We start from the raw sequence: 18,985 nt of genomic DNA, 5'->3' as shown, positions 1-18,985 counted from the left end.
CCGCGCTTCGCCGCCTTCCTGGGGCTGGTCCCCTGAGCGGGGGCGGCCTAGCCTGCCCGGGTGGGCTCGTCCTACCACCAGTTCTGCCCCGTCGCGAAGGCCATGGAGCTGCTCGACGAGCGCTGGACGCTGCTGCTCGTGCGCGAGCTGCTGATGGGTAGCGACCGCTTCAACCAGCTCCGCCGCGGCCTGCCGCGGATGTCACCGACGCTGCTGTCCCGAAGGCTGCACGAGCTCGAGCGGGCCGGGGTGCTGACCAGAGAGGTCGACGGCACCGAGGTGCGCTACGTGCTGACCCCGGCCGGTGCGGAGCTGCGCCCGGTCGTGGAGGCGCTCGGCGTCTGGGGTGTGCGCTGGGTGCCCGAGATCGGCGACGCGGACCTCGACCCCAAGCTGCTGCTGTGGGACATGCACCGGCACGTCGACCCCGACGCCGTCCCGGCGGGCCGCACGGTGATGCAGTTCCGCTTCCCCGACGCCGCCAGGGGTGCCCGGGACTGGTGGCTGGTCATCACCGCCGCCGAGACCGACGTGTGCGACGTCGACCCCGGGTTCGACGTGACCGTCCGGGTCACTGCGAGCCTGCGCCGGCTGGTCGACGTGTGGCGCGGCGAGGTGCCCTGGTCGGACGCGCTGCGGTCGGGCGGTCTGGAGGTCGACGGCCCCGAGGCCCTGCGCCGGGCCGTGCCGCGGTGGTTCACGCTTTCCCCGTTCGCCGGGGTGCCGCGCCCGGAGCGGCTCAGCGGGGAGGGCACGCTGGCGGGCGCACCGGGGGACGCACCGGAGGGCGTCAGCCCATCAGCACCAGCGTCAGCGACTCCTGCAGCCAGGTGAGGAAGTCGTAGTAGGCCGCGAGCATCGTCTCGATGTCCTGCTCCCCGGCCTGCTCCAGCCGCTCGACCAGGGCGTCGGCGTCCTCGTCGGTCCGCAGGCCGAGCCGCTCCCCCAGCACCAGACGCACGTCGGTGAGCGCCACGACGACGGCCTGGGCCTGGGAGCGGTCGAGGGTGACCTTGTCCCCCGTCATCCCCGTCAGCGCATCGATGGCCGCCTCGAGGTTGGCCGCCTTGCGCTCCCGCAGCCCGTGCTCGGTCAGCCGGCGGAACTCCGAGGCCACCGCGTCGTCCTGCCGGTTGCCGCTGGGCAGCAGCCGGGCCAGCGCCGGGTCCTCCGGCTCCTCGACCGGCCCCGCCTCGTCCAGCCGCGGCACGCCGATGGTGGCGACGAGGTCCTCGAACGCGTCGCCGGTGGCCTCCACCCCCTCGGGCTCGACCAGCTCGAGCACCTGCTGCATGAGGCCGACGACGACCTCGCGCTCGATGTCGTCGAGGCGGGCGACGAAGTGCTCACCCTTGCGCTTGAACGCGGTCGCCACTCACTCGTCCTTCTGGAAGGTCGCCCACAGCCCGTAGCCCTGGAGGGCCTCGGTGTCGTGCTCCATCTTCTCCCGCGGTCCGGTCGACACCACGGCCCTGCCCTTCTGGTGCACGTCGAGCATGAGCTTCTCGGCCTTCTCGCGGGAGTAGCCGAAGTAGCTCTGGAAGACGTAGGTGACGTAGGACATCAGGTTCACCGGGTCGTTCCACACGAGGGTGATCCACGGGCGGTCGAGGTCGGACTCCTCGGCGAGGTCGGTGAGCTCCTGCTCCACGGGGGCGATGGACACGAGCTCCACTCTAGGCTGCTCGTCGTGACGAGTACCGCCCTGCTCACCGACCACTACGAGCTGACCATGCTGCAGGCCGCCCTGCGCAGCGGCGCAGCCGGACGGCGTTGCGTCTTCGAGGTTTTCGCCCGGCGCCTGCCGGACGGCCGGCGGTACGGCGTGGTGGCCGGCACCGGCCGGCTGCTGCGCGACCTGGCCGACTTCCGTTTCGGGGAGGCCGAGATCGAGCGCCTGCGCGGCGCAGGGGTGGTGGACGAGGACACGCTGGCGTACCTCGCGGCATACCGGTTCTCCGGCAGCATCCACGGCTACGCCGAGGGCGAGTGCTACTTCCCCGGCTCGCCGCTGCTCGTGGTCGAGGGGACCTTCGCCGAGGCGGTGCTGCTGGAGACCCTGGTGCTCTCGGTGCTCAACCACGACAGCGCCGTCGCGGCGGCCTCCTCGCGGATGACCGGCGCTGCCGAGGGCCGGCCGTGCATCGAGATGGGGTCGCGCCGCACGCACGAGGACGCTGCCGTGGCCGCCGCCCGAGCTGCCTACGTCACCGGCTTCGCCGCGACGAGCAACCTCGAGGCGGGCCGGGAGTTCGGCGTGCCGACCACCGGCACCAGCGCCCACGCGTTCACCCTGCTGCACGACAGCGAGCGCGAGGCGTTCGAGGCGCAGGTCGCCAGTCTGGGCAAGGGCACCACCTTGCTGGTGGACACCTATGACGTGGCCACCGCGGTGCGCACCGCCGTCGAGGTCGCCGGGCCCGAGCTGGGCGCCGTGCGCCTGGACTCCGGGGACCTGCTGGCCCAGGCCCGGGAGGTGCGCCGGCAGCTGGACGGGCTCGGGGCGACCGGCACGCGCATCGTGGTCACCTCCGACCTGGACGAGCACGCCATCGCCGCCCTGGCCGCCGCACCGGTCGACGCCTACGGCGTGGGCACCTCCCTGGTGACCGGGTCCGGTGCACCGACCGCCGGCCTGGTCTACAAGCTGGTCGCCCGCGAGGACGCCAACGGCGAGATCGTCGGGGTCGCCAAGAAGAGCAAGGACAAGGCCACGGTGGCCGGCCGCAAGTGGGCGCTGCGCCGGCGCAACGCCGCCGGCATCGCCGAGGCCGAGGTGATCGGCGTCGGCGAGCCGCCGGCGAACGACGGCGACGACCGCCCGCTGCTGGTCGAGCTGGTCCGTGACGGCGAGGTCGTGGGCGCGACCACCCTGGAGCAGGCGCGGGCCCGCCACGAGCAGTCGCGCGCCGAGCTTCCTGCCAGGGCGCTGCAGCTGTCCCGCGGCGAGCCCGCGATCCCCACCGTCTACGAGGCCTGAGCCCTCACCGCGTCGCGGTCTGCGGGCCGTAGAGGCGCAGGTCGAAGTTCCCTGCGGGCACCCAGTCCACCCGGGTGCACGGCGCCGTCGGGTCGACCGTGCGGGTCACTGCGAGGGCCTCGGCGGGGAGATCGGGCTCGACGGTGCGGATGTCCTTGCGCGCCACCGCCTCGGCCTCGTCCAGGCTGAGGCAGCCTTGCGAGATGTGCGTGCGCAGGAGCCCGGCGAGCCGGGCCGTCCCGGGATCAGGCACCACCGGGTCCCCGGAGCCACTGTCAACCAGGAGGATGGCGCGCTGGTCCGAGTCGACGACGGCGTGCACGCAGTTCCCCGCCTTCGGCGGCGCGTCCCGCCAGGCCTTGACGGTCCAGTCGGTGAGCTTGAGCCGGTCGAGCTCGGCCTGCGCCCGCGCCTGCTCGTCCGCCTCCTGCGCACAGGTCAAGTGGGACGGACGATCCACGATGTCCTCCATGGAGGCTGAGAGCTCGATGACCCGCTTGTCCTGCACCGACCCGGCGGGCAGCACCGGCTTCCCGTCCGGCACCGTCCCGTCGAGCCGCACGACGATGGCCCGGCCGGAGTCGTAGGCCCGGAGGCCGGCCGGCACCGTCACCCCCTGGCTGCGCCACATGGCGGTGCAGTCCGCGACCGGGTCGCCGCTGACCGGCGGGATGATGGTGTCGACTCCGGGGCTCGTGCAGTCGATGGACGTGCTCTCGTGCAGCCCCTGGTATGCCGCCCACGCGGCTGCCCCTCCCCCGGCCAGGACCAGCCCGGCCAGGCCCGCGACGAGGCCGCGGGTGAGGCGGCGCCGGCGGCGGGTGGGCGGGACGGTGTCAGGTGCCTCGCTGGTGCTGGTCATGGTGATCCCCTCGCGCAGGACGTCGAGCGTCCGCCGGCCGACCCGGCCCGAGACCTCGGCATCGGTGGCCGGGGCTGTCGCTCGCAGCACCTGCATCGCCTCGTCGCGGTCCATCACGCCTCCTTCAGGTCGGAGTGGGCACTCGCCCTACCACCAGGTACATGTCCCGTCACCGAAAACCGTTTCAGGTCAACGCCTTCCACCCGCAGGCCAGCCGCGAGCCGGCCTCGGGCACGGTGCAGCCGCAGCCGCACCACGGCGCGGGTGACGCCGAGCGCGACCGCGACCTCGTCACGGGACAGGCCCTCCCACGCGACCAGCGTCAGCAGCTCGCGGTCGTCCGCCGAGAGCCGGCGCATGGCCCGGCCCACCGCGTCGGCCTCCCCGGTGGACGGTTCGGGCGACCAACCCGACAGGTCCTCGCGCAGCCGGTCGGCCAGCGCGAGCCGGCGCCGTTCGCCGCGCTGGTGGTTCGCCAGCACCCGGCGGGCCACGCCGAACAGCCACAGCCGGGTCTCCTCCCCCGGTGGCACCTCGTCGAGCCGCCGCCAGGCCACGAGGTAGGTCTCGGCGACCACGTCGGCGGCGTCGGCCGGGTCGCCGACCCGGCGCACGGCATACCCCATCAGCGCGGACCTGGTCCGCGCGAACAGCTCCTCGAAGCGCGCCTCGCGCGTCGCCATCGGTCCCCCTGCGTGTCGTTTCCCGCTACCTGACACGTCATGTCCGGTTACCGGGTTAGCGTTTCAGCATGAGTGCGGACCTGTCGCGCGCGTTGATCCTCGTCGACGTGCAGAACGACTTCTGCGAGGGCGGCTCGCTGCCCGTGCCCGGCGGCGCCGACGTGGCCCGCCGCATCAGCGACCACGTGGTCGCCCACGCCGACGACTACGGCGCCATCGTGGCGACCGCCGACTGGCACGAGGACCCCGGCGCCCACTTCTCCGACCACCCCGACTACGTGGACACCTGGCCGGTGCACTGCCGCGTCGGCAGCGACGGCGCGCTGTTCCACCCGGGGGCGGAGCTGGCGTTCGAGCACGTCGAGGCGATCTTCCGCAAGGGCCTGCACGCGGCGGCCTACAGCGGGTTCGAGGGCAGCACCGTGGAGTCGGCCGACCATCGGGTCGGCCTGGGCGACTGGCTGCGCGACCGGGCGATCGAGTCGGTCGACGTCGTGGGCATCGCCACCGACCACTGCGTGCGGGCCACCGCGCTCGACGCGCTGGACGAGGGCTTCGACACCCGCGTCCTGCTCGACCTCACCGCGGGTGTCGCCCCCGCGACGACCGCTGCGGCACTGGAGCAGCTGCGCGCGGCCGGGGCGGACCTGGTCGGGGCACCGGTGCTCGGCTCGACCGAGGAGGTCTCGTGACCCAGGAGCAGACCCCCAGCATCGGCCTGCTGGCCGGCGTGCGGTTCCTCAGCGAGCTGGTGCTCCTGGCCGCGCTGGCCTTCATCGGCGCGGCGATGTTCGACAGCCTGCTGCTCTCGATCGTGGCCGGGATCGCGCTCCCCCTTGCGGCAGCGGCGATCTGGGGCACCTTCATCGCCCCGCGCGCGCCCCGGCACCTCGGCCAGCCGGCGCGCACCATCGTCGAGGTGCTGATCTTCGGCGTCACCGTCGTCGGGCTGCTCGTCTACGGCTACCTCGTGTTCGGCATCGTCCTGGCGGTCCTCTTCGCCGTCGGGAAGCTCTACGACCGCCGCGCCGCCTGAACCTGCGACCGCCTCACGCCAGCCCGAGCGCGACGGCCTCCTCGCGCAGCTCCTCGCGCACCGAGGGGTGGGCGGCGTGGTCGATGAGGTGCGCCGCCTGCGTGCGCTCGTCGACGCCGAAGATCTGGGCCGTCCCCTGCTCGGTGACCACCGCGGTGTGCTGGAAGGACGTCACCGGCTCCTCCACCATCGCCACGATCGTGGAGACGTCGGCCTTGCGGTGCCACGAGCGCAACGCCATCAACGCCTGGCCGCCGGGTGAGTGCAGCGCGCCGACGACGAAGTCGGTCTGCCCACCGAAGCCGGAGTGGATCCGCGCGTTGATCCGGGAGGCGTTGGCCTGGCCGAACAGGTCGACCTGCAGCGCGGTGTTGATGCTCGTCATCGCGGGGTTCTGCGCGATCCGCGCCGGGGAGTTGGTCACCTCGGTGCGCAGCAGCCGCACGCGCGGGTTGCGGTCCATCCACCCGTAGAGCTCCGGGGAGCCGATCGCGAACGAGGCGACGAGCGGCTGGTCGGCGTCGAGCGCCCCGGCCCGGTCCAGGGCCAGCACCCCGTCGCTGAACATCTCGCTCCACACCCGCAGGCCGCGGCGGCTCACGAGCCCGGGCAGCACCGCGTCGGGCACCTCGCCGATGCCCATCTGCAGCGTGGCGCCGTCGCCGATACGGGCTGCGACCAGCTCACCGATCCGGCAGGCCGCGTCGTCCGGCACCGACACCGGGTGCGGCGGCCCGGGCAGCTCGTCGGTCTCCAGGACCCCGTCGAACAGGTCGAGGTCGAGCTCCCCGTCGCCGAAGGTGTAGGGCATCTGCCGGTTCACCTGCGCGAGCACGACGCCGCCGCGCGCCCTCGCCGCCTCGATCGCCGCCGGGAGCACGTTGACCGAGATGCCCAGTGAGACGCGGCCGCCGTGCGGGGCGGAGGTGTGCACGAGCACGATGTCGGGGCGCAGCGTCTGGCCGTAGAGCAGCGGCACCTGCGACAGCCGCGCCGGCACGTAGGACAGGCGCGGGCTGCGCCGCATCCCCGCGCCGACGAAGCAGGTCTCGTGGACGACCCCTTCACGCGCCGGAATGCCGTGGGGCGCGTTCAGCTGGTGCAGCCGGTAGCGCTCGACCGACTCGTCGAGCATCCACAGCAGCCGCCACGGCACGGCGGCGTTGCCACTCGTCACGACACGGGGCTCCCCGCCGGCACGGGCGGCGGCCGAGGCGAGGAGGTCGGCGGTCACGGTGCGCACCCGCCCACTCTCGCGCATCCGCGGCGCCCGGCGCCGGGAAACCGGGACGCCTCACACGCGTGGGGCCGGCCCGCGTGCGCGAGCCGGCCCCACGGCATGCCGGGGTGTGTTGCCTGGCCTAGTGGCGGCCGCCCTCGGAGGCGCCCTCGATGGTGACCGGCGCGCCGTTGCTGACCAGCTTCCAGTCGTAGGTGGAGAACATCGCCGGGTCGATCGTCTTCGTCGCGGTGACCCAGTCGATGATCAGCTGGCGGATCTCGGCCTGGGCGTTGTAGACGACCGGGGCCGTCTTGACGCCCGGGAAGTTACCACCGCCGGACTGGCGGTAGTTGTTGATCGCGATGACGAACGTCGCGGCCGGGTCGACTGCGGCGCCGGCGTAGGCGAGGTTCGCGATCCGCGAGCCCGGTGCCTTGGCGATGTCGATGTCGTAGGTCAGCGGGGCCTCGAGGCCGGACATGATGTCGTAGTTGTAGTCCGGCGTGCCGTTGGGCGCGAGCGCCGTCTTGGCGTTGGTGACCTGGTCCGGGGTGAACGGCCCGGTGCCACTGACCTGCTGGAAGTAGGTGGCCGACCACTCCAGGTAGTCCTTGACCTGGGCACCGGTGAGCTTGATGCCCAGCAGCGTGTTGTCGTAGACGTAGAGCCCGGCCACGTCGCGCACCGTCACGTTGCCGGCGGGGATCGCCGCGTCGGGGTTGAACGGCGCGGCGATGGACAGCACCGGCAGCGAGGCGTCGGCGGTCCCGGCGAGGGCCTTCTTCACGGCGTCGGCCTGGACGTAGTTGATCAGGTCGATCGCGGCGGTGTCCTCGAACCGCGAGGTGGCGCAGGACATCGCCCGGGTCGAGGTGCCGATGACGGAGTTGACGTAGGAGCGCACCGTCTCGTGGTCCTTGGTCAGCAGGTCGCTGATCCGCTTGTCCTCCGGCACCGTGTTGGCGTCGAGCAGGTGCGAGTGCGCCGACGCCACGCGCCAGCGGCCGTGCTCCTTGACCAGGTCGAGGTCCATGACCGCCAGGCGCATGCCCCACTTCAGCGGCTCGACGAGCAGCACCTGCTGGCCGGTGGTCGTGTTCTGCACGAAGCGCTCGGGGATCTCCAGGTGCGCGTGCCCGACGAGGATCGCGTCGATGCCGGGGACCTGCTCGGCGAGCAGCGAGCTGGCGTTCTCCGGCCACGGCAGCGCGTCGCCGTAGGAGCTCGAGGTCGTGGCGCCGGAGTGGCAGGACACGATGACGACGTCGGCGCCGGCCTTGCGCAGGCGCGGCACGAAGACCTTGGCCTGCTCGACGATGCCCTGGAACTTCACCTTGCCCTCGACGTTGGCCCTGTCCCAGATCGCCACGCCCGGCGTGACCAGGCCGAGGATGCCGACCCGGACCTCGTGGCCACCGTCGAGGCGCATCGTCTTGATGACGAACGGCGGGAACGTCGGCGCGCCCGTGTTCCAGTCCAGCGCGTTGGCGCCGAGCAGCGGGAAGTGCAACTGCTTCTGGAACGCCCGCAGCGTGTCCATGCCGTAGTTGAACTCGTGGTTGCCCAGGGCGGCGGCGTCGTAGCCGATGACGTTCATCGCCGCGGCCATCGGGTGGATGGCGCCCTTGGTGATCGGGTCGATCTTGGCGTAGTAGTAGCTCAGCGGCGTGCCCTGGATGGTGTCGCCGGCGTCGAGCATGAGGCAGTTGCGCCGGCCCCGCTCCTCGCGCATCGCGGTGACGAGGGTGGAGATCTTGGCCAGGCCGATGTCGTTGTGCGGCTTGTCGTCGTACTCCGCGTCCTTGAAGTAGTCCCAGTTGAAGACGTTGCCGTGGGTGTCGGTGGTGCCCAGAACGGTCAGTCGGTGGGTCTTGGGGCCGCGCGCCGCGCCCGTGCCTGCGGCGTATGCCGGTGCGCCGCCGGCAATCGCCGCGACGCCGGCTCCCGCGGCACCCACCGCGGCCATGGCCAGCAGCTCACGGCGGGACCGCTGCGCCGCGGTGGCGTCCTCGGTCGCGGGTGCCTGGTTGATGCCCTCGTTGTTCGTCACGCCGCCTCCAGCGTCGTCTGCCCTGCCGCGGGGTCGCCGCGGGTGGGCTCCCCTGAGCCCCGGCGCAGACTAGCCGCGCAAAGCGTCCGATAGCGGGACGAAGGGCAACAAATTGGCAACCGTTCATGCGCGAGAGGGACGTTCCTCGGGGTTTGCGGCGCGAAACCCGGAGGAACGTCCCCCTCGACGAGGTGGTGCGGTCGTCAGTGGCTGCCCTGCGGCAACACCACGGCGCCCTCGAGCCGGACACGACCTGCTGACATCCGGGCAACGGCCTCTGCCAGCTCGAGCTCGGTGCAGGACAGGCCCGCGATGCCGAGGCCCCACCCGGTTCGGACCAGGCAGCGCGCCGCTTGTGCGTTGGGCACTGCCTGGCTGATGGTCTCCGCCCGGTCTGCGTTGGCCTGGACAACCAGCGCCCGGCCCTCGACCCGAGTGTCCATGAGTGCCAGACGCGAGACGTCCAGCCACTCCAGCTCGACCGCATCGGCCCCGTCGTCCAGGACGAGCCCGTAGGCGGTGAGGCGGATGGCACACCGCGGACGGCGGGCCCGCCACCACCGCCGGACGGCCGCACGCAGCCCCGGCAGGCACCGGACCAGAGCCGAGGCCCAAACGGCTGCTGCGCCGGCGCCGAGCACTCCGATCACACCCATGTCGTCGCGCAAGACCCCGCGGACGACTGCGCCCCCTGCCACGGTGACCGTGCAGCCGAGGACCAGCAGCCAGCTCACGCGGTGGCGTAGCTGCTTCCAGGCGAGGGCCCGCTCCAGCCCAGGCGTCGTCACGAGCTCGATCACGTCATCCTGCACGGCGGCAGGCTAGGGCACCGATGCCCGCGTGACGGGATCAGCCTGCGCCATCCACCGACGTGTCGCCGCCATCCCCGGCCCGGCCACCGGTCCAGGTCCAGGCGTACTTGCCGTCGTCGACCGCGCGCCCGGCCTCGCCCAGCTCCAGCGGCCGGAACGTGTCGACCATGACGGCGAGCTCGTCGAAGAACTCCACGCCGATCGAGCGCTCGTAGGCACCAGGCTGCGGGCCGTGGGCGTGACCCCCGGGGTGCAGCGAGATCGACCCCTTGCCGATGCCCGAGCCCTTGCGCGCCTCGTAGTCGCCGTCGACGTAGAACATGACCTCGTCGCTGTCGACGTTGGAGTGGTAGTAGGGCACCGGGATCGACAGCGGGTGGTAGTCGACCTTGCGCGGCACGAAGTTGCAGATGACGAAGTTGTGCCCCTCGAACACCTGGTGCACCGGCGGCGGCTGGTGCACCCGGCCGGTGATCGGCTCGAAGTCGCTGACGTTGAAGGCGTACGGGTAGAGGCAGCCGTCCCAGCCGACGACGTCGAGCGGGTGGTAGGGGTAGGTGTAGACCGTGCCGACGAGGCCGCCCGGGCCGTTGCCGCGGTGCTTGATGTACACCTCGGTCGGCGCGTCCCGGTCCTCGCCGACCTCCTCGGCCAGCAGCGGGCCCTCCGGCGTGCGCAGGTCGCGTTCGCAGTAGGGGGCGTGCTCGAGGAGCTGGCCGAACCGCGACAGGTAGCGCTTGGGCGGCGTGATGTGCGAGTTGGCCTCGATGCAGTAGGCCCGCAGCGGCTCGGTGTATCCCTCGTCGCCCTCGACGCGCGGGATCCACCGGTGGGTGGTCGCCCGCGGGATCACCAGGTAGTCGCCGGTGGCCACCTCGAACGCGCCGAAGACCGTCTCGACGCGGGCGCCGCCGCGCTCGACGTAGACGCACTCGTCGCCGATCCCGTTGCGGTAGAAGGGACTTGGCGTGTCTGCGACGACGTAGGAGATGCGCACGTCGCCGTTGCCGAGGACCAGGCGGCGACCCGTGACCACATCGACGCCGTGATGGTCCCCACGCGGGTCCGTGGCGCTGAAGAGGTCGTGCAGGGTCAGGTGGCGCGGCAGCAGGGGGTGGTTGGGCGTCGTGGCCTGGTCGCCGAGGTCCCACTCGCGCACGTCCTGGATCGCCGAGGGCAGCCCACGGTGGTAGAGCAGCGAGGAGTCGGAGGAGAAGCCCTCCTCCCCCATCAGCTCCTCGTAGTAGAGCCCACCCTCCGGCGTACGGTGCTGGGTGTGCCGCTTCGGGGGCACGTTGCCCCGCAGCTGGTAGTGCGCCATCGGTCCTCGTCTCCCACCGGATGCCCTTCGCGTCCTGTGAGCGGACGCGGGTGTACCTCTCCGAGCACTGTCCAGTAGCCTGCCCACCATGTCAACCAGACCCGACGGGCCGCGCTCCCCCCGAGTGTCCCAGCCGGCCGAACGCGCCCTGTTCACAAGCCTGTTCGACGACGCCGCGGTGTTCCCGCCGGGCCTGGCACCACTGCCCCGGGCGGTCGAGGAGCACCTGGCCCGCCGGTCGGCCGACGTGGCCGACCTGGTCGGCCCGCTGCTCGTGCCCGCCTCCGCCGCCGAGGAGCTGCTGACCCTGCCGCTGCCCGGCCAGACGGGTCAGGCGCTGACCGTCGGGCTCATCGGCCGGCCCGGCGTCGCCGTGCAGGCAGTCGGCGACGCGCTGTCCCGCCTGCGGGAGGACGGACGGGTCGAGGTCGCCGGCGTTGAGGTCGGCTGGGCCGCCGGCTGGGAGCTGGCCCTGGACTGGCAGCTGCCGGTCTCGGTCGAGGTCCCCCGCGGCCAGGACCAGCACCTGGCGCTGCGCGACGTGGCCGCCCGGGCAGGGGGCCACGAGGGCGTGCAGGCCAAGCTCCGCACCGGCGCCACCGCCACGACGGACGTGCCCGCGCCCGGCGAGCTGGCCGGCTTCGTCCGCGCGTGCATCGACACCGACCTCGGCTTCAAGCTCACCGGCGGCCTGCACCACGCCGTGACCGGCACGCACGACGGGGAGCAGCAGTTCGGCTTCCTCAACGTGCTGCACGCCGTCCGCTGGGCGCTCAACGGGGCCGAAGTCGACGAGCTCGAACCCCTTCTGGCACAACAGGATCCCGAGCCCGTGCTCGAGGCGGTCAGCCGCATGAGCATCGCCGACGCGAGCATCACGCGGGCCTTCTTCACGGCATACGGCTGCTGCGGGGTGATGGACCCCATCGGTGAGCTGTCCGCGCTGGGACTGATCGAGGAGACAACCGTATGACGACCAGCTGGCTCGACCTGCCCGCCGACCACCCCTTCGGGCTGGCCACGCTGCCCTACGGCGTGTTCTCCACCGCGGCCGACCCGCGTCGGCGCGTGGGCGTGCGCGTCGGCGACCACGTCCTCGACGCGGCCGCGGCGGCCGAGCAGGCCGGCATGGAGTCCGGCGTGTGCTGGGACCGGCCGAGCCTGAACGACTTCCTCTCCCGCGGGCACCACGCCTGGGCCGCGGCGCGCGCCTGGCTGGTCGAGGTGCTCAGCGACCCGATGTACCGCGACGCGGTCGAGCCGCACCTGCTGCCGGTCGCCGACGTCACGATGCACCTGCCGTTCGAGGTGGCCGACTACGTCGACTTCTACGCCAGCGAGCACCACGCCTCCAACGTCGGGCGGATCTTCCGGCCCGACAGCGAGCCCCTGACGCCGAACTGGAAGCACCTGCCGATCGGCTACCACGGCCGCGCCGGCACCGTCGTGGTCAGCGGCACCGACATCGTCCGGCCGTGCGGGCAGCGCAAGGCCCCGAGCGACCCGGCTCCGACGTTCGGCCCGTCCCGGCGCCTGGACATCGAGACCGAGCTCGGCTTCGTGGTCGGGGGCGCGACGCCCCTCGGCCAGCCGGTGCCGATCGACGAAGCCGTCGAGCACCTCTTCGGCGTCGTGCTGCTCAACGACTGGAGCGCCCGCGACATCCAGGCGTGGGAGTACGTCCCGCTCGGCCCGTTCCTGGGCAAGTCCTTCGGCACGAGCATCTCGGCGTGGGTGGTGCCGATGGCCGCGCTGGAGGCCGCCCACGTCCCGCTGCCCGGGCAGGACCCGCAGCCGCTGGACTACCTGCGCGGCGACGAGGGCAGCGTCTTCGGCCTCGACATCCACTGCGAGGTGCGGGTCAACGGCACCGCGGTCAGCCGGCCGGAGTACGCCGACATGTACTGGTCGCCCACCCAGATGCTGGCCCACCTCAGCGTCAACGGCGCCAGCCTGCGCGACGGCGACCTGTTCGGCTCGGGCACGATCAGCGGCGCGGACAGGCAGACCCGCGGCTGCCTGCTCGAGCTGACGTGGAGCGGCCAGGAGCCGGTGACCCTGGAGGACGGGACCACCCGGGCGTTCCTCGAGGACGGCGACACGGTCACCATCACCGGCTGGGCCCCCGGCCCGGACGGCGCCCGCATCGGGCTCGGCGAGGTGACCGGCACCATCCGCCCGGCCTTCGAGTAATCCCCACCGAACACGCGTCAGCCCGCGTTTCGGGCCCTCACGGGCGCGGAAACGCGGGCTGAGCCGTGTCCGGTCAGGAAGAGACCCGCGACGGAGGGTCAGCGCTTGGGCTGGGGCCCCACCGCGACGTTGGTCTTCGCGGCCTTGTCGTGCCACGCCTGCTTGTTGGGGTCCCACAGCGGCCACAGGTAGTTGAGCAGCCCCGCGATGCTCGCCAGGTTGCCCAGGATCGGGATGAAGCTGAGCAGCTGCAGGCCGTTGATCACCCCGATGCGGCGCCACGCGGCCGACGAGGGCAGCGGCCCCGGGGTCTCCCGCAGCCGGACGCTGATGCCGACGGCCTTCTTGCCCCAGGTCGCACCGGAGTGGGTGAGGAAGAGGTACTCGTAGACCACCGCGACCAGGACGCTGACCAGCGCGACCGGGATGATCCAGACGTACAGCTCGGTCGGCAGGGCGAACGGGGAGGGCTGCGCGCCGCCCTGCGCCTGCTGCACCCGCTTGTCGGCGTAGTCGATGGCGGCCTGGAAGTAGCGGTAGAGGAAGTAACCCGTGAGCGGCAGCGCGATGACGAACGTGATGAAGCCGTCGATGATGCGGGCCAGCACCCGCTTCCACCAACCGGACAGCGGCACGCCGTCGGGGGTGGTGGCCTGCGGGGTGACGTAGCCCTGCTGCTGCCACGTCGGCATCGGAGCCGGCCCCGGGTATGCCGGCCGGTCGCCGGCCGTCCCCTGCTCGCCCCAGGTGGGCTGCGGGGCCATGCCGATCGTCGACTGCTCGAGGGAGGGCGCCTGCTTCGGCGTCACGTGGTCGGTCCAGATCACTCCGTCCCAGTACCGGAGCTTGCTGGGGTCCTGGGGGTCGTCGTACCACCCCGATGGCTGCGTCATGACGCACAGCCTGCCACGTCAGCCCCATGAGGACGGTCACACTCCCCCACGTCCGGGGGCGCGGCCGCGGCGTACCAGCCGGTAACGTCGTCGGGCATGAGTGACGACACATCCACGCAGTCGATCCTGCGGACCAAACCGGTCGAGGACGTCCTGGCCCAGTCCGCCGACGAGGGTGAGGAACACAGCGGCGCCCCGTCCTCGGGCAAGCTCCGCCGCAAGCTCGGCCCGTTCGACCTCATGGGGTTCGGGGTCGGCATCGTCATCGGCACCGGCATCTTCACCCTCACCGGGGTGGAGGCCAAGCAGCACGCCGGGCCGGCCGTCACCATCTCCTTCATCATCGCCGGCGTGGTCAGCCTGCTGGCCGCCCTGTGCTACGCGGAGATGGCCTCCAGCGTCCCGGCGGCCGGCAGCGCCTACACCTACGCCTACGCGACCATCGGCGAGGTCTTCGCCTGGATCATCGGCTGGGACCTGATCCTGGAGTTCGCCCTCGGCGCCTCGGTGGTGGCCCGCGGCTGGTCGGGCTACCTCGCCAACCTCTTCCACCTGCCCAGCGCCTGGTTCGCCGAGGACGGCTCGGTCGTCAACGTGGGGGCCATCCTCATCACGCTGGTGCTCGGCGTCATCGCCGCCGTGGGCATCCGCGAGTCGGCCCGCGTCACCAACGCCCTCGTGCTGGTCAAGGTCGCCGTCTGCGTGTTCGTCATCGTCGCCGGCGCGTTCTTCATCACGAAGTCCAACCTGGTCCCGTTCGTGCCGCACGCCGAGCCGGTCAAGCAGAGCGTCAGCGGCCTGAAGCAGCCGCTGAGCCAGGCCGTCTTCGGCATCTCCCCCTCCGCCTACGGCATGGCCGGCGTGCTGACCGCCGCCGCGGTGGTCTTCTTCGCCTACACCGGCTTCGAGGCGGTGGCCAACCTCGGCGAGGAGACCAAGCGACCCAAGCGCGACCTCACCATCGGCCTGCTGGGCACCCTGGCCCTGTGCACGGTGCTCTACATCGGTGTCTCGTTCGTGGTCACCGGCATGGTCAGCTACAAGAAGATCGACGAGGGCGCCCCGATCGCCAGCGCGTTCGACGCCGTGGGCCAGGGCTGGGCCTCCACCCTGGTCTCCATCGCCGCCGTCTGCGGCCTGACCTCGGTCATCCTGGTCGACCTGGTGGCCATGGGCCGGATCGGCTTCGCCATGGGCCGCGACCGGCTGCTGCCGCCGGCGGTCGCCAAGGTGCACCCGAAGTGGGGCACGCCCTACCGGATCACCATCGCCACGACGATCTTCGTGGCCGTGCTGGCCGGCTTCGTCCCGCTGGCCGCCCTGGCCGACCTGGTCAGCATCGGCACGCTGTTCGCGTTCATCATCGTCTCGCTGGCGGTGCCGGTCCTGCGCCGCAAGCGCCCGGACGTGCACCGGCCGTTCCGCGTGCCGCTGTCCCCGGTGCTGCCGGTCGTCTCGGCGCTGGCCTGCCTCTACCTGATGACCAACCTGACGATGGAGACCTGGCTGCGCTTCGCGGTCTGGATGGTCGTCGGCATGGTCGTCTACCTCAGCTACAGCCGGCGCAAGGCGCGCCTGGCCACCGGCGAGGAGGCCGAGGCTGTCACGGCCTGAGGCCACCCGCACACGGCGACGGCACGGCATACCTGCCCGGTATGCCGTGCCGTCGCCGTGTGTGCTCCCCTCAGGACAGGTAGAGCGGCAGGAGCATGCCCGCCACGGCGAGGCAGGCGCCGCCAGCCCCGCAGGCCCACAGCCGCGTCGGCATCGCTCTCCGCCGACGTTGGGCCTGCAGGAAGCCATGAAGGCCGTACGCCAGCAGCACCCCACCACCCGGCGGGACGATGGCCCCGAGCACCATGGGCCACGGCCCACCGTGCACTGCGACCCAGGCATAGCCCGCGGCGACGAGGACCGAGAGCGAGAGCAGGGTCACCGAGGCGGAGACGACCTGCAGGACCCGGCGGCTGGTCCAGCGGACCGGATGCCTGCCGTCTGCCTCGGCACGGCTCGGGGCGGTCAACGCCGTCAGCCGGCGACGTAGAGCGGCAGGAGCAGCCCCACGACGATGAGCCCCGCACCGCCGCCCATCCGGGCCCAGATGCGCCGGTGCATCGCGAAGCCATGGCGCTCGGCGCGCAGCCAGCGCCAGAGCCCGATGAACATCACGTAGCCGCCGAGCATCATGACCACCACCGCCCACCAGGGCTGCTGGTCATGGCCGGTCAGGCCGCGCCAGAGGTAGGTCAGGGCGGTCAGGCCGGCGATGAGCACCAGTGCTCCTGCCGCGCCGAGGATCGCGAACACCCGCTTGCGCGGCACCCACTGCACCTGCCCGGTCTCGACTGCTGCGTCCGCCGGGTTCGTCGACTCCATGACCCCCGAGGTTATGGGACAAAGCGGACATCCGCTCACGCGGGTGACCCCACGGCATACCAGCGGGTATGCCGTGGGGTCACCGGAAGGGTGAAAGCGGGTCTCAGAGGTTGCCGCGGCGCTCCTGCTCGCGCTCGATCGCCTCGAACAGCGCCTTGAAGTTGCCCTTGCCGAAGCCGAGGGAGCCGTGGCGCTCGATCAGCTCGAAGAACACCGTCGGGCGGTCCTGGACGGGGCGGGTGAAGATCTGCAGCAGGTAGCCGTCCTCGTCGCGGTCGACGAGGATGCCGCGCTTCTGCAGCTCCTCGATCGGCACGCGGACGTTGCCGATGCGCTCGCGCAGCGCGGGGTCCTCGTAGTAGGAGTCCGGGGTCGAGAGGAACTCCACGCCCTCGGCGGTCATCGCGTCGACCGTGGCCAGGATGTCGTTGGTGGCCAGGGCCAGGTGCTGGGCGCCGGGGCCGCGGTAGAACTCGAGGTACTCGTCGATCTGGCTCTTCTTCTTGGCGATGGCCGGCTCGTTGAGCGGGAACTTCACCCGGTGGTTGCCGTTGGCCACGACCTTGGACATCAGCGCCGAGTAGTCGGTGGCGATGTCGTCGCCGATGAACTCGGCCATGTTCACGAAGCCCATCACCTTGTTGTAGAAGGTGACCCACTGGTCCATCTTGCCGAGCTCGACGTTGCCGACGATGTGGTCCAGGGCCTGGAACATCCGCTTCGGGCTGCCCTCGCGCTTGACGAAGCCGGAGCTGCGCGGGACGTAGCCGGGCAGGTAGACGCCCTCGTAGCCCGAGCGCTGCACCAGCGTGTGCCGGGTGTCGCCGTAGGTGGCGATCGCGGCGATACGCACGGTGCCGTGCTCGTCGCTGACGTCGTGCGGCTCCTCCAGCACCGTCGCGCCCATCGCGCGGGCGTGCTCGATGCACTTGTCGACGTCCGGCACCTCGAGGGAGATGTCGACGACGCCGTCGCCGTGGGCGCGGTGGTGGTCGTGCAGCGGGCTGTCCGGGGCCACCCCGCCCTTGATGACGAAGCGGCACGAGCCGCTCTTGAGCACGAACGCCTTGTGGTCGCGGTTGCCGGTCTCGGGGCCGGAGTAGCCCACCAGCTCCATGCCGAACGCCGACTGGTAGAAGTGCGCGGTCTGCGTGGCGTTGCCGACGACGAAGACGATGGCATCCCAGCCGGTCACCGGGAACGGATCCTTGCTCTCGTCGTACTCCACGAGGCCGACCAGCTGCTTGAGCTGGTCCAGGTCGAGGTTGGCGTCGCGCTCTTCGGGCGTCAGGGCGATGGTCTCGGTCATGAGCGGCACTGTGGCGCAGCCGCCCCGACCGGGCAACCATGACCGGAACCGGTGGACAGGTTGCGCAGGTTGTCGGGCTGGACCGGGCACACGGCATACAGTTTGTCCATGTCGATCGACGACCTGGACGCCCTCATCCTCACCACGTTCACCGACGACCCGCAGGTGGGCGTCCTCGGCGCGGCCCGGGCCATCGGCGTGGCCCGCGGCACGGTGCAGGCCCGGCTGGACCGGATGCAGCAGCGCGGCGTGGTCCGGACCTTCGCGCCGCAGGTCGACCCGGCGGCGGTGGGCTACCCGGTGACGGCGTTCATCACCCTGGAGATCCGCCAGGGCCGCGGGCACGACCCGGTGGTGGCCCACCTGTCGGCGATCCCCGAGGTGCTCGAGGCGCACACCATCACCGGCACCGGCGACCTGATGATCCGGGTGGTGGCCCGCGACAACGCCGACCTGCAGCGGGTCATCGACCGGGTGGTCGACGACGGTCACGTGCTGCGGGCCTCGACGGTGATCGCGCTGGCGCGGCAGATCGCCTACCGCACCCTGCCGCTGGTGCAGGCCGCCGCCGAGGGGTCAGCGCAGCGCGGCCGCCAGGGTTGAGGCCGCCGCCTGGACCTGGGGCCCCACCGCGGCCACGTCCAGGGGCACCATCGCCACGACACCGACGGAGGCCTCCAGCCCCGCGACGCCGACCAGCGGCGCCGCCACCCCGTGGGCGCCGGCCTGCAGCTCGCCGTCGGAGACGACGTATGCCGGGTCGCCGGCCCGCGCGCCCAGGATCGCCCGGCCGGCGGCACCGGACTCCAGCCGGTGCCGGCTGCCGACGCGGTAGGCCACGTGGAAGTCGGTCCAGGACGGCTCGACCACGGCGATGGCCAGGGCCTCCCCGCCCTCGACGACGGTCAGGTGCGCCGTGGCCCCCACCGAGTCGGCCAGGGTGCGCAGCGTGGGCATGGCGGCCTCGCGCAGCAACGGCAGGACCGAGGAGGACAGGCGGGTGATGGCCAGGCCCAGCCGGATCCGGCCGTCCTCGCGACGGGTGACGAAGTCGCGGCTCTCGAGGGTCGCGACCAGGCGGTAGACCACCGGGCGCCCGACGCCGAGCGCCGAGGCGATCTCGGTGATCGTCATGCCCCCGGCGTTCTCGCGGGAGCCGAGCAGCTGCAGGACGCCCAGGCCGCGGTCCAGGGTCTGTGAGGTCTCTCCGCCCATGCCCTTGGCGGCGCGCAGCTCAGCCACGGCACC

At 72.0% G+C, this 18,985-nt stretch carries 21 protein-coding genes; 8 read left to right on the top strand and 13 right to left on the bottom strand.

The genetic code is table 11. The annotated features are described in order from the left end of the window. The first annotated feature begins 60 nt into the window (after positions 1–60). Complete coding sequence (locus FB474_RS04370; protein ID WP_141787542.1) at positions 61–834, top strand: winged helix-turn-helix transcriptional regulator; 774 nt, start codon at positions 61–63, stop codon at positions 832–834. Here the strand turns inward: FB474_RS04370 and FB474_RS04365 are convergent. Together FB474_RS04365 and clpS are read right to left on the bottom strand one after the other, a co-directional pair. Further along, entirely contained in the window at positions 791–1,375 is a 585-nt protein-coding gene (locus FB474_RS04365; RefSeq protein ID WP_141787541.1) for a DUF2017 domain-containing protein, read from the bottom strand. The two genes, FB474_RS04370 and FB474_RS04365, sit on opposite strands and share 44 nt — an antisense overlap. Beyond that, entirely contained in the window at positions 1,376–1,666 is a 291-nt protein-coding gene (gene clpS, locus FB474_RS04360; protein ID WP_141787540.1) for an ATP-dependent Clp protease adapter ClpS, read from the bottom strand. A 24-nt stretch (positions 1,667–1,690) separates the two neighbouring features. Between clpS and FB474_RS04355 the strand changes: the two genes are divergently transcribed. Further along, positions 1,691–2,980, top strand: a complete 1,290-nt coding sequence (locus FB474_RS04355; RefSeq protein ID WP_141787539.1) for a nicotinate phosphoribosyltransferase — start codon at positions 1,691–1,693, stop codon at positions 2,978–2,980. A 4-nt stretch (positions 2,981–2,984) separates the two neighbouring features. On the opposite strand, the gene FB474_RS04350 is transcribed toward FB474_RS04355, so the two are convergent. Both FB474_RS04350 and FB474_RS04345 read right to left on the bottom strand, forming a co-directional pair. Further along, positions 2,985–3,956: a hypothetical protein gene (locus FB474_RS04350; protein ID WP_141787538.1), complete on the bottom strand. Its 972-nt coding sequence runs from the start codon at positions 3,954–3,956 to the stop codon at positions 2,985–2,987. After that, positions 3,956–4,525 (bottom strand): RNA polymerase sigma factor, encoded by a 570-nt coding sequence (locus FB474_RS04345; protein WP_141787537.1) that lies wholly within the window; start codon positions 4,523–4,525, stop codon positions 3,956–3,958. Before FB474_RS04345 ends, FB474_RS04350 begins: the two co-directional genes overlap by 1 nt. A 68-nt stretch (positions 4,526–4,593) precedes the next feature. Here FB474_RS04345 and FB474_RS04340 point away from each other — a divergent pair, with 68 nt between their 5' ends. Beyond that, the gene (locus tag FB474_RS04340) at positions 4,594–5,217 is read left to right on the top strand and encodes an isochorismatase family protein (RefSeq protein ID WP_185746031.1); all 624 of its coding nucleotides are present in this window, start codon (positions 4,594–4,596) and stop codon (positions 5,215–5,217) included. Continuing rightward, positions 5,214–5,561: a YrdB family protein gene (locus tag FB474_RS04335; RefSeq protein ID WP_221632425.1), complete on the top strand. Its 348-nt coding sequence runs from the start codon at positions 5,214–5,216 to the stop codon at positions 5,559–5,561. The genes FB474_RS04340 and FB474_RS04335 overlap by 4 nt, the downstream gene beginning before the upstream one ends. Positions 5,562–5,574: 13 nt before the next feature. On the opposite strand, the gene FB474_RS04330 is transcribed toward FB474_RS04335, so the two are convergent. The 4 genes from FB474_RS04330 to FB474_RS04315 form a co-directional block, all read right to left on the bottom strand. Further along, a complete protein-coding gene (locus FB474_RS04330) occupies positions 5,575–6,795 on the bottom strand; it encodes an acetyl-CoA hydrolase/transferase family protein (RefSeq protein ID WP_342778093.1) in 1,221 nt (406 codons plus the stop codon). Between the two features lie 127 nt (positions 6,796–6,922). Further along, positions 6,923–8,833, bottom strand: a complete 1,911-nt coding sequence (locus FB474_RS04325; RefSeq protein WP_246092039.1) for a bifunctional metallophosphatase/5'-nucleotidase — start codon at positions 8,831–8,833, stop codon at positions 6,923–6,925. Positions 8,834–9,036: 203 nt separating this feature from the next. After that, positions 9,037–9,645, bottom strand: coding sequence for a hypothetical protein (locus FB474_RS04320; RefSeq protein ID WP_141787535.1), 609 nt, complete (start codon positions 9,643–9,645; stop codon positions 9,037–9,039). Between the two features lie 37 nt (positions 9,646–9,682). Further along, the gene (locus FB474_RS04315) at positions 9,683–10,966 is read right to left on the bottom strand and encodes a homogentisate 1,2-dioxygenase (RefSeq protein WP_141787534.1); all 1,284 of its coding nucleotides are present in this window, start codon (positions 10,964–10,966) and stop codon (positions 9,683–9,685) included. Between the two features lie 88 nt (positions 10,967–11,054). Here FB474_RS04315 and FB474_RS04310 point away from each other — a divergent pair, with 88 nt between their 5' ends. Both FB474_RS04310 and fahA read left to right on the top strand, forming a co-directional pair. Then, positions 11,055–11,939, top strand: a complete 885-nt coding sequence (locus tag FB474_RS04310; RefSeq protein WP_141787533.1) for a hypothetical protein — start codon at positions 11,055–11,057, stop codon at positions 11,937–11,939. Continuing rightward, a complete protein-coding gene (gene fahA, locus FB474_RS04305) occupies positions 11,936–13,159 on the top strand; it encodes a fumarylacetoacetase (RefSeq protein WP_141787532.1) in 1,224 nt (407 codons plus the stop codon). Before FB474_RS04310 ends, fahA begins: the two co-directional genes overlap by 4 nt. Positions 13,160–13,257: 98 nt before the next feature. Here fahA and FB474_RS04300 read toward each other — a convergent pair whose 3' ends face one another. Next, positions 13,258–14,052, bottom strand: coding sequence for an RDD family protein (locus tag FB474_RS04300; RefSeq protein WP_141789795.1), 795 nt, complete (start codon positions 14,050–14,052; stop codon positions 13,258–13,260). Positions 14,053–14,148: 96 nt separating this feature from the next. Here FB474_RS04300 and FB474_RS04295 point away from each other — a divergent pair, with 96 nt between their 5' ends. Next, positions 14,149–15,666 carry an APC family permease gene (locus FB474_RS04295; RefSeq protein WP_141787531.1) on the top strand — a complete coding sequence of 506 codons (1,518 nt, stop codon included), beginning with the start codon at positions 14,149–14,151 and terminating at the stop codon, positions 15,664–15,666. Positions 15,667–15,736: 70 nt separating this feature from the next. Here the strand turns inward: FB474_RS04295 and FB474_RS04290 are convergent, their stop codons facing one another. The 3 genes from FB474_RS04290 to hppD all read right to left on the bottom strand — a co-directional run bounded on the left by FB474_RS04290 (position 15,737) and on the right by hppD (position 17,737). Then, positions 15,737–16,075 carry a hypothetical protein gene (locus FB474_RS04290; RefSeq protein WP_141787530.1) on the bottom strand — a complete coding sequence of 113 codons (339 nt, stop codon included), beginning with the start codon at positions 16,073–16,075 and terminating at the stop codon, positions 15,737–15,739. Between the two features lie 5 nt (positions 16,076–16,080). Beyond that, positions 16,081–16,428 (bottom strand): hypothetical protein, encoded by a 348-nt coding sequence (locus FB474_RS04285; protein ID WP_141787529.1) that lies wholly within the window; start codon positions 16,426–16,428, stop codon positions 16,081–16,083. Between the two features lie 103 nt (positions 16,429–16,531). Further along, positions 16,532–17,737 (bottom strand): 4-hydroxyphenylpyruvate dioxygenase, encoded by a 1,206-nt coding sequence (gene hppD / locus FB474_RS04280; protein WP_141787528.1) that lies wholly within the window; start codon positions 17,735–17,737, stop codon positions 16,532–16,534. Between the two features lie 108 nt (positions 17,738–17,845). On the opposite strand from hppD, the gene FB474_RS04275 reads away from it, so the two are divergent. Further along, complete coding sequence (locus tag FB474_RS04275; RefSeq protein ID WP_141787527.1) at positions 17,846–18,340, top strand: Lrp/AsnC family transcriptional regulator; 495 nt, start codon at positions 17,846–17,848, stop codon at positions 18,338–18,340. Here the strand turns inward: FB474_RS04275 and FB474_RS04270 are convergent. Continuing rightward, positions 18,314–18,979 carry an IclR family transcriptional regulator gene (locus FB474_RS04270; protein ID WP_246092038.1) on the bottom strand — a complete coding sequence of 222 codons (666 nt, stop codon included), beginning with the start codon at positions 18,977–18,979 and terminating at the stop codon, positions 18,314–18,316. The genes FB474_RS04275 and FB474_RS04270 overlap by 27 nt on opposite strands. Positions 18,980–18,985 lie beyond the last annotated feature (6 nt).

Origin of the sequence: Oryzihumus leptocrescens (genome assembly GCF_006716205.1) — a bacterium.
In the GTDB taxonomy this organism is placed as follows: domain Bacteria; phylum Actinomycetota; class Actinomycetes; order Actinomycetales; family Dermatophilaceae; genus Oryzihumus; species Oryzihumus leptocrescens.
Note: the sequence above shows the minus strand (reverse complement) of the source record. Positions and strands in the feature narration are given on the sequence as shown.

What these genes read in the sequence shown, in the direction of transcription:
- fahA (WP_141787532.1), top strand. Translation starts at nt 11,936, where the DNA reads ATGACGACCAGCTGGCTCGACCTGCCCGCCGACCACCCCTTCGGGCTG.
- FB474_RS04340 (WP_185746031.1), top strand. Translation starts at nt 4,594, where the DNA reads ATGAGTGCGGACCTGTCGCGCGCGTTGATCCTCGTCGACGTGCAGAAC.
- hppD (WP_141787528.1), bottom strand. Translation starts at nt 17,737, where the DNA reads ATGACCGAGACCATCGCCCTGACGCCCGAAGAGCGCGACGCCAACCTC.
- FB474_RS04315 (WP_141787534.1), bottom strand. Translation starts at nt 10,966, where the DNA reads ATGGCGCACTACCAGCTGCGGGGCAACGTGCCCCCGAAGCGGCACACC.
- FB474_RS04275 (WP_141787527.1), top strand. Translation starts at nt 17,846, where the DNA reads ATGTCGATCGACGACCTGGACGCCCTCATCCTCACCACGTTCACCGAC.
- FB474_RS04285 (WP_141787529.1), bottom strand. Translation starts at nt 16,428, where the DNA reads ATGGAGTCGACGAACCCGGCGGACGCAGCAGTCGAGACCGGGCAGGTG.
- FB474_RS04300 (WP_141789795.1), bottom strand. Translation starts at nt 14,052, where the DNA reads ATGACGCAGCCATCGGGGTGGTACGACGACCCCCAGGACCCCAGCAAG.
- FB474_RS04295 (WP_141787531.1), top strand. Translation starts at nt 14,149, where the DNA reads ATGAGTGACGACACATCCACGCAGTCGATCCTGCGGACCAAACCGGTC.
- FB474_RS04345 (WP_141787537.1), bottom strand. Translation starts at nt 4,525, where the DNA reads ATGGCGACGCGCGAGGCGCGCTTCGAGGAGCTGTTCGCGCGGACCAGG.
- FB474_RS04350 (WP_141787538.1), bottom strand. Translation starts at nt 3,956, where the DNA reads ATGGACCGCGACGAGGCGATGCAGGTGCTGCGAGCGACAGCCCCGGCC.
- FB474_RS04310 (WP_141787533.1), top strand. Translation starts at nt 11,055, where the DNA reads ATGTCAACCAGACCCGACGGGCCGCGCTCCCCCCGAGTGTCCCAGCCG.